Source organism: Lentzea roselyniae (genome assembly GCF_039537795.1).
Classification (GTDB): Bacteria; Actinomycetota; Actinomycetes; order Mycobacteriales; family Pseudonocardiaceae; genus Lentzea; species Lentzea atacamensis.
This window is the reverse complement of record NZ_BAABBE010000018.1, coordinates 168201-174745: the sequence shown is the minus strand read 5'-3', so window position 1 is coordinate 174745 and position 6545 is coordinate 168201. Positions and strand designations below refer to the sequence as shown.

Here is a 6545-nt window from a genome sequence, read left to right as displayed (position 1 = left end):
GGTGCGGGACTTCAAGAAGGCCGCCAAGGCCGCGGCCAAGGGCAAGTAGCGCCTTCGGAACCCTTCTGGTCCACTGGACGAACGCCGCCAGCTCGACGAGGTGCGGTCGCGCGCCTCGGGGGAGAAAGGGCGTTTCGTTGCGCATCAAGGCAATTGGCGTGTTCGCGGTCATCGCGTTCGGCCTGTCGGGCGCTTCCGCCGGGGCTGCCACCACGTGGCCGGGAGACTCCGCGACGAGGACCGCCGACGGCACGAACGTGTTCGGGACCAACCTCAGCGGGCTGTCCTTCGAGAACCCGAACGTGGCGTGGGCGGTGAAGAACGGGCCCTCCACGCTCTACCGGCTCGTGCCCAGCGGTACGGGCTGGAAGGTGGACCAGAAGCGGTCGCTCAACTTCGCGGACGGGCAGGGCGACCCGGACGCCGAGGCCGTGGTCGCCACGCCCGACGGGCTCTTCGTCGCGATCGAGCGCGACAACGACAACGGTGACGTCAGCAGGCCGATGATTCTCAAGTACGGCACCGGCAGCAACGCGATCGCCGAGTGGGAGCTCGGCGGCATGCCCGAGGTCGACCCCAACGACGGGCCAGAAGCCATCTCCTGGGTGCCGGACTCGTTCCTCACGCAGAACGGTTTCAAGGACGACAGCGGCAAGACCTACAACCCCGCGGACTACCCCGGCCACGGCGGCGGGTTGTTCTTCGTCGGGCTTGAGGCCACCGGCGAGGTGTACGTGTACGCGTTGCAGGGCACGGACGCCAAGCTGCTGAGCAGGTTCGAGAGCGGGCACAGCCAGGTGATGGACCTGGAGTTCAACGGCGGCAAGCTGTGGGCGGCCTGTGACAACAACTGCAGCGGGCGCACGACGACGCTGGCCATCAGCAGCGGGAAGTTCCGGGTCACGGCCACGTACGACCGGCCGGCCAGGCTGCCGAACGTGAACCTGGAGGGCTTCGCGATCTCGCCCAGCTGTGTCAGCGGCAAGAAGGTCGTGCTGTGGGCGGATGACAACAACACGAACGGCCACGCGTTGCGCAGCGGTTTGCTGAACTGCGCTGCCTGAGCGGGATTGTCGGGGTGCGTCACTAGGCTGCTGCGCGTGACCGCACCCCACCTCCCCGGCCTGACCGACCTGGGACCCCTGGGCGCCGGCGGGTTCGCCACCGTCTACCGCGCCCATCAGACCCAGCTCGGCCGCGACGTCGCGGTCAAGATCGACAACCGGGTGCTCGCGGATGAGCGGGATCGGCGGCGGTTCATCCGGGAGGCGCACGCCGCGGCGAAGCTGTCGGGGCATCCGCACGTCGTCGGGGTGCACGACGCGAACATCACCGCCCACGGCACGCCGTACATGGTCATGGAGCTGTGCACGGGTGGTTCGCTCGCCGACCAGCTCGACCAGCGCGGGCCGTTGCCGCACGAGCAGGTGCGCGATCTCGGCATCAAGCTCGCCGACGCACTGGCCGCCGCACACGCGGAAGGCGTGCTGCACCGGGACATCAAGCCCGGCAACATCCTCGTCGACCGCTACGGCACGCCGAAGCTCGCCGACTTCGGGCTCGCGGCGCTGCTGGACGCGCAGGGCGGCAGCACGGTCACGCGTGACGCCCTGAGCCCCAGCTACGCGCCGCCGGAAGCGTTCGCCATGGCCGAGCCCACGCCGCAGGCCGACGTCTACTCGCTCGCCGCCACGCTCTACACGCTGCTCGCGGGCAAGCCGCCGCGGCCGGTGCCGTGGCCCATCACGTCGTTCGACCAGCTCGGTGAGGTGCTGCGCAGGCCGGTGACCGCCGTCAACGGTGTGCCGCCGACACTGCACGAGGCCATCGCGCGGGCGCTGCACCCCGACGCCAACCTGCGCACGCCGAGCGCGGCGCAGTTCCGCGACGAGCTGCGCGGTCTCACCCAGCTGCCCGTTTCGCCGTCAGCCGGGAAGAAGCGCAAGGCCTGGCCGGCCCTCGCGGCCGCCGCACTCGTCGTGGTGGTGGGCGCGGGTGCGCTGATGTGGAGTCTCTTCGGCAACGAGAAGGCCGGTGCGCAGGGGCCTGGCCCCGCGACCACGCAGCCGGGTGGGGCGGAGGACATCCCGCCGTTCCTCAAGAAGTGCGAGGGAGGGTTCTGCGTCGACAAGTCGACCTGCTTCCGCGGTGTCACCAGCATCGGCGGCATGCCCGCCACGGCGCGGAAGGTCGGCAGCTGCGCGGACCTGCACTACTGGGAGTCGTTCGCGGGCGGCTGGCTCTCCGGCGAGATCCCCGCGGTCGACTCCGACGAGCTGCTGGCTTCCTCCGAGGTGAGGAACGTCTGCACGCCCGCGATGATGAAGGCCAACACGCGGCCGACAGTCGACACCACCGGCTGGGAGATCACCGCCGTCGGGTTCAAGGACGGCACGCGCAGCTACTTCCTCTGCCTCGGCTCCGAACCCGAGGTCGGCGAGGTCGTGACCAGTGCGTTCGGCAGTTGAACAAATCCACTTGCGACGGTCACTAACGTAGAACGACGTGCGTGTCCACGCCGATTTGATCATTGCTGGATTCCGAAGGTACTCGACCTACCGACAAGCGATGCTGGCCGGAATGACCACGAACGTGGTGTTCGGCCTGCTGCGGGTCGCCATCCTCGTCGCCGCTCTCAAGGCGGCGAACGGCGAGATCGCGGACTACGACGTCGCTGCCACCAACACGTACGTCTGGATCGGGCAGGGGCTGCTCGGGTTCGTCCTGCTGTGGGGGAACAACGAGCTCGCCGAGCGCGTGCGATCCGGTGACGTGGTAGTAGACCTCTATCGGCCATGGCACCTCCAGGGCGCTCTCCTCGCCGAGGACATCGGCCGCGGCGGATACGCGTTCCTGACGAGGCTCGCGCCGCCGGCGGTGTTCGGCATGCTGCTGTTCCCGTTCCAGTTCCCTGCACACGGCTACCAATGGCCGCTGTTCGGTGCCAGCGCGCTCATCGCGCTCGTCACCAGCTTCGGGGTGCGGTTCCTGGTGGAGCTCAGCGCGTTCTGGCTGATCGACAACCGCGGCTTGTACGGGTTCTGGAACGTCACGTCCGGTCTGCTCTGCGGGCTGACCGTGCCGATCGCGTTCTTCCCCGAGTGGGCGCGGGAGGTGCTGTGGATGACGCCGTTCCCCGCGTTGCTGCAGGCGCCGATCGACGTGTTCCTCGGGCACGGGAACGTGGTGAAGCTCCTGCTGTACCAACTGTTCTGGGCCGCGGCCGTGCTCGCCATCGGCCACTTCGCGCTGCAGCGAGCTGTGCGCAAGGTGGTGGTGCAGGGTGGCTGACACCATCTACCCGAAGCTCATCGGCGCCCGGCTGCGGAGCCAGATGTCCTACCGCGCGTCGTTCGCCATGGACTTCCTCACGCAGGTGATCGCGCAGTGCTACGAGCTGCTCGTCATCCTGATCCTCTTCACCCAGATCCACGCGCTCGGCGGGTTCACCAAGAACGAAGTGCTGCTGATGTACGCGTTCGCCGGCGCGGCGTTCGGGGTCGCGGACCTCTTCGCCGGTCAGCTCGACAACCTGCCGACGTACATCCGCACCGGCAGCTTCGACGTGTTGCTGATGCGGCCGCTCGGCACGTTGCCGCAGATCATGTGCTCCGACATCCGGCTGCGCAGGATCGGGCGCATCACCGGCGGGCTCGCGGTGATGGGCTACGCGCTGGCGAACGTCCCCATCGACTGGTCTCCGGCGAAGGTCGTGCTGACCATCGCGACACCGGTGGCGGGCGCGGTCATCTACAGCTCGGTCTGGGTGGTCGCGTGTTCGATCTGCTTCTGGATCGTCGACGGACGCGAGTTCGCCAACGCGGTCACCTACGGCAGCAACGCTTTCACGTCGTACCCGATCAACGTCTACTCGCGGCCGCTGCGCTGGGTGATGGCGTACATCGTGCCGGGTGCGTTCGTCGCGTACTACCCGAGCCTCGCGCTGCTCGGGAAAGAGGATCCGCTCGGCCTGCCGGGCTGGGTCGGCTGGACATCACCGCTCGTCGCGGCACTCGCTGCGGCGGCAGCCGGGCTCGTGTGGCGGTTCGCGGTCAGGCACTACCGGGGAACGGGATCATGATCGAGGTCAGGGAGCTCCGCAGGGAGTTCAAGGTCGCCACGTCCAAAGGCTTGCGGCGCAACTACAAGACGGTCACCGCGGTCGACGGGGTCACGTTCGGTGTCGAGGCGGGGGAAGCCGTCGGGTACGTCGGGCCGAACGGTGCCGGCAAGTCCACGACGATCAAGATGCTGACCGGGATCCTGGTGCCGACCAGCGGCCACATCCAGGTCAGCGGTGTGGATCCGGCGAAGGAGCGACGCGATCTCGCCAAACGCATCGGCGTCGTGTTCGGCCAGCGCAGCCAGCTCTGGTGGGACCTGCCGCTCAAGGACAGCTTCGACCTGCTGAAGTCCATCTACCGCGTGCCCGCGCGGGACTACGGGGTGAGGCTCGAGGAGTGCGTCGAGCTCCTCGGCCTGCAGGAGCTTCTGATGACCCCGGTGCGGCAGCTGTCGCTCGGGCAACGGATGCGCGGGGAGATCACGGCGGCACTGCTGCACGCCCCGGAACTGCTCGTCCTCGACGAACCGACCATCGGCCTGGACCTGGAGTCGAAGGAACGCCTGCGGGAGTTCCTGAAGGAAATCAACACCCGCCGCGGCACGACGCTCCTGCTCACCACGCACGACCTGGACGACATCGAGCGGCTCTGCCCTCGGCTGATGGTGATCGACCACGGCCGGGTGCTCGCCGACGGGCCGCTCGACGAGCTGCGGGCCGAAGTGACCCCGGAGCGTGAGCTCGTCATCGACCTCAGGGAACCCGGACCAGCGCCGGACGTCCCCGGAGTGACAGCGGTGCGCAGCGAGGCCAACGGAATGCGACACCATCTCACGTTCAGACGAGCGGAGACGACGGCGGCTCAGTTGATCACTCAGGTGGTGCGCCAGGTCGAGGTGCACGATCTCGCCGTGGTCGAACCGCAGATCGACGACGTCATTCGGAAGCTCTACCAACGCGAGGTCGCGCAGGATGTACATCGGTAGAGTCGTAAGCAACACAAACGGACACATCGGGCAGAAGGAGAGCGAATGCGCCTAGTCGGACCGCTGGCGGCAGCTGTCATCGCGTTGGGTGGCCTGACGGCCTGCGACACGATCCAGGGCGTCAGTGACACCGCGGACAAGGTGAAGCTGTGCGCTGACGCGATCCAGCTGGTGGGTTTCTCGCCGGACATGAGCGACCCGCAGAAGGCGCTGGAGGACACCAAGGCCAAGGCCGCCGAGCTGGAGAAGCTCGCGACCTCGTCGCCCGACGAGCAGGTGAAGAAGGCGCTCGAGGAAGCGGCGAACGGGATGCAGAACGTCAACTCCGCAGCCGATTGGGTGACGCAGAAGGCCGCGCTCGTCGAGAAGGTTTCCACGGCCTGCGGCGGATGAGCACTTGAGCCCTGTTGCGCGCCTCCGGTGTCGGCCTAGGCTTTAACGCGTTCAACGCGCCATGCCTCACGCCGCACACCGGAGGTGTCGCAGCACATGCACGCAACAGTTGGTGACAGGCTCCACGTCCACAGCCGCTCAGTGGGGCTCGAGGAGCGTCTGGGCGAGATCCTCGAAGTGCGCGGGACCGACGGCCAGCCGCCGTATCTGGTCCGCTTCAACGACGGCCACGAGGGCCTGGTCTTCCCCGGTCCCGACTGCATCGTCGAGCCGCGCGGAGAGATCTAACCCAGGACCGTGCTGATCAACTCCTCGGCGAGCTGAGGAGTCGCTGCCGCCACGCCTGACCACCGGTGGGTCAGGTCGGGTTCGAACGTGAACGGCCGCCCGCGCAGGTCGACCAGCACCCCGCCCGCCGCGGGCACGGTGACCAGTGCCGTCGCGAGGTCCATGATCCGGTGCGTGTCGGTGCCGGGGTCGATGAAGGCGTCGACGGTGCCCTCTGCGACGAGCATCGTCTCCAGGCAGGTCGTGCACAGCACCCGGATGCGGTCGGCGCGGTTCGCGATGCGCAGCCACGCGTCCTGTGTGCCGGTCTTGGGACGCATCAGGCAGACGGACGCGCCATCCAGAGTTGTACGTCCGGTCGTGCGGAACGACGTCGGAACTCCTGCGCGCGCATGCCACGCACGGCCTGTGTCGAACCACGTCGTCAACGCTTCTTTGGCCGTGCCGTCCTCGACGAGCGCACCGGCGAAGCAGGAGAGAGGAACGCCGAACGCGGCGTTCGCCGACCCGTCGACCGGGTCGATGACCAGGGTGATCGAGGAACCGTTGTCGACGAACCCGGCTTCCTCGGAGAGCAGGTTCACGCGGTTGCGGTGGATGGACTCCAGCACCGCGTCCTCGACGATGCGATCGACGCGCATCGTCGGTGTTCCGTCGGCGCCGTCCGCCACTTCCTCGCGGAGTTCGAGGCGCGTGTGCAACGAGCGGGCGCGCCCGTACGCCGCCGACGCCGCGCGGGCGGCATCGGCGAGCGCAGGGTGCACGTCATCGGAGATCTGTGGCTGGGGCACGTCCCATGGAATCCGCACGTGCCC

Annotated in this window: 8 protein-coding genes; 7 read left to right on the top strand and 1 reads right to left on the bottom strand. The window is 68.0% G+C overall.

Translation table 11 applies throughout. The features are described 5' to 3' along the window. Positions 1 to 158 precede the first annotated feature (158 nt). The 7 genes from ABFX45_RS29715 (at position 159) to ABFX45_RS29685 (ending at position 5730) form a co-directional block, all read left to right on the top strand. On the top strand, positions 159 to 1064 hold the full coding sequence (locus ABFX45_RS29715) for an SdiA-regulated/phytase-like domain-containing protein (RefSeq protein WP_346133458.1): 906 nt from the start codon (positions 159 to 161) through the stop codon (positions 1062 to 1064). A gap of 36 nt (positions 1065 to 1100) precedes the next feature. After that, entirely contained in the window at positions 1101 to 2468 is a 1368-nt protein-coding gene (locus tag ABFX45_RS29710; protein ID WP_346133456.1) for a serine/threonine-protein kinase, read from the top strand. A 112-nt stretch (positions 2469 to 2580) separates the two neighbouring features. After that, on the top strand, positions 2581 to 3291 hold the full coding sequence (locus ABFX45_RS29705) for an ABC transporter permease (RefSeq protein WP_346133454.1): 711 nt from the start codon (positions 2581 to 2583) through the stop codon (positions 3289 to 3291). Beyond that, entirely contained in the window at positions 3284 to 4081 is a 798-nt protein-coding gene (locus ABFX45_RS29700) for an ABC transporter permease (RefSeq protein WP_109639063.1), read from the top strand. Before ABFX45_RS29705 ends, ABFX45_RS29700 begins: the two co-directional genes overlap by 8 nt. Next, positions 4078 to 5049 carry an ABC transporter ATP-binding protein gene (locus ABFX45_RS29695; protein WP_346133451.1) on the top strand — a complete coding sequence of 324 codons (972 nt, stop codon included), beginning with the start codon at positions 4078 to 4080 and terminating at the stop codon, positions 5047 to 5049. Before ABFX45_RS29700 ends, ABFX45_RS29695 begins: the two co-directional genes overlap by 4 nt. 45 nt (positions 5050 to 5094) lie before the next feature. Continuing rightward, complete coding sequence (locus ABFX45_RS29690; RefSeq protein ID WP_109639061.1) at positions 5095 to 5442, top strand: hypothetical protein; 348 nt, start codon at positions 5095 to 5097, stop codon at positions 5440 to 5442. A gap of 96 nt (positions 5443 to 5538) precedes the next feature. Next, entirely contained in the window at positions 5539 to 5730 is a 192-nt protein-coding gene (locus ABFX45_RS29685) for a DUF1918 domain-containing protein (RefSeq protein WP_109639060.1), read from the top strand. On the opposite strand, the gene ABFX45_RS29680 is transcribed toward ABFX45_RS29685, so the two are convergent. Next, positions 5727 to 6539, bottom strand: a complete 813-nt coding sequence (locus tag ABFX45_RS29680) for an inositol monophosphatase family protein (RefSeq protein WP_346133448.1) — start codon at positions 6537 to 6539, stop codon at positions 5727 to 5729. The two genes, ABFX45_RS29685 and ABFX45_RS29680, sit on opposite strands and share 4 nt — an antisense overlap. Positions 6540 to 6545: the final 6 nt, after the last annotated feature.